Annotated in this window: 2 protein-coding genes; both read left to right on the forward strand. The window is 57.0% G+C overall.

All coding sequences use genetic code 11. The features are described 5' to 3' along the window. Positions 1 to 732 (forward strand): TolC family protein (locus tag CCD76_RS19250; RefSeq protein WP_143543350.1); only part of this gene is annotated, 732 nt, incomplete at its 5' end. A 21-nt stretch (positions 733 to 753) separates the two neighbouring features. Beyond that, positions 754 to 1,818, forward strand: a 1,065-nt coding sequence (locus CCD76_RS19255; RefSeq protein ID WP_087721099.1) for an efflux RND transporter periplasmic adaptor subunit, incomplete at its 3' end; no start/stop codon positions are given.

The raw sequence follows: 1,818 nt of genomic DNA on the forward strand, positions 1-1,818 counted from the left end.
AGGCCAAATCCACATGAAGTGACGAAGAACCTTTTTTTAAGCCTTTCTCAGCAGCTCAGTGAGCTCGCCCAGGCAAAGGCTGCGGTTGATCAGGCGCAAGCCCGGGTCAGAGAGCTTCTGCCGGATTGGCGGCCTCAGGATGGGGGGATCCCCGGGCACATTTGGCCGGCTCTTGCTTCCAGGGTCGATAACGACAATTTGCTGGCTCATCCGTCAATTGTTGCCGCCCGCGCGAGGTGGCAGGTGCTGCGGAGCGAAGCCGAGGTGGTCAGTCGCAGAGCGGCGGCATCTCCCACGGTCGGGCTGAGCGGAGGGCGTGATGGCGGTGAGAACCTGGTTGGCCTGACGTTCTCGATCCCTCTGAATGTCCGTAATAACTACGGTGCCGAAATCCAGGCTGCCAACCGACGATCATTAGAGGCCGAAGCTCGGTTTCAGGCACTTTATCGGAAGCAGCAGTATGGTCTGGCGGGCGCCCGAGCTGCCTGGAAGCGATACGACACCCAACTCAGCCGATGGACAGAACTCTCCCAGGGGCGTGTACAGCGAAGTGCTGATTTGCTTGAGAAGCAGTGGCAGGTCGGCGACCTCTCCACCTCTGAGTATCTCCAGGCGCTGGGCCAGCGCGCGGAGAGCCTGAAAACCGGTATTGAACTGGAAAAGCAGGCGCAGCTGGGTCTGATTGAGCTCTTGAGTCAGTCTGGCGAACTGATCACCCCCTTCCAAAAATAGTCTGGAAACTGGATATTCATTATGAAAAAAACTCTGATTTCTGTATTCGCATTGACGTTGCTTACAGCCCCACTTTCTTTTGTACAGGCAGAGGAAGATGCTCATCAGGAAGCCGGCCATGATCATGCTGCCAGTGGCGACGATCGTCAGGAAGTCACCGGTGAGGAGGGCGAGCATAAGGAAGATCATGGTGAAGAAGGTGAGCATGAAGAGGAAGGGGGGCACGGCCACGAAGACGAGAACGGTGGCCATGAAGAAGCGGCCACCGCAAGCATCAACGCCAAACAGAAAGATCTGGCCGGCATTGAAGTGGCAACGCTCGAAAGCCGGCTCGTTGACTATGAAATTTACGCGCCCGGTGAGCTGCTAACCAACGGTTATACCAGCTATCACGTGTCCCCCCGGGTTGCCTCAGTGGTGCTGCGGCGTCACGTGGAACTGGGTGAGCACGTAACCAAAGGCCAGCTGCTGGTAACCCTGTTCAGTGAGACAGTGGCACAGGCGCAGGCGGATTACAGGAAAGCTTTTCCTGAATGGAAGCGAATCAGCGGGCTGGGTCGTTCCGTGGTGGGTGATCAGCGGTTCAATACCGCGAAAGCCAATATTGAGGCGGCAAGCGCGACTCTGCTTGCTTACGGGCTAAACGATGATGACATTGGTGCACTGAAGGCCAGTGGCGTGGGTAGCCTCGGTGAATACATGCTAAGGGCTCGCGTGGATGGCGCAGTGCTGACCGATGACTTTGAGCAAGGACAAAGAGTTGAGGCTGGCCAGCCGCTGGTGACTCTTGCTGACGAGAGTGAACTTTGGGTAGAAGCCCATCTGCCAGCAAGCTCCGACATTGTTCTTGAGAAGGGCGCGGAAGCCGAAGTCAGGGCAGCTGGTCGTGTGGGCGTGGCAACGGTGTCCCAGGAAGCCCACACCATTGATCCTGTGACCCGCACCCGGATTGTCAGGCTGGAGCTGGACAATCCTGAAGATCGTTTTCATCCAGGAATGTTCGCAGATGTGTATTTTCGTTTTAAGACCAGCGAGCCGGTGCTTGCCGTGCCGGAGTGTAGTGGTCAAGTGCTTTTGGCCACCGAG

The organism is Salinicola salarius (assembly GCF_002179555.1).
Lineage (GTDB): Bacteria > Pseudomonadota > Gammaproteobacteria > Pseudomonadales > Halomonadaceae > Salinicola > Salinicola salarius_A.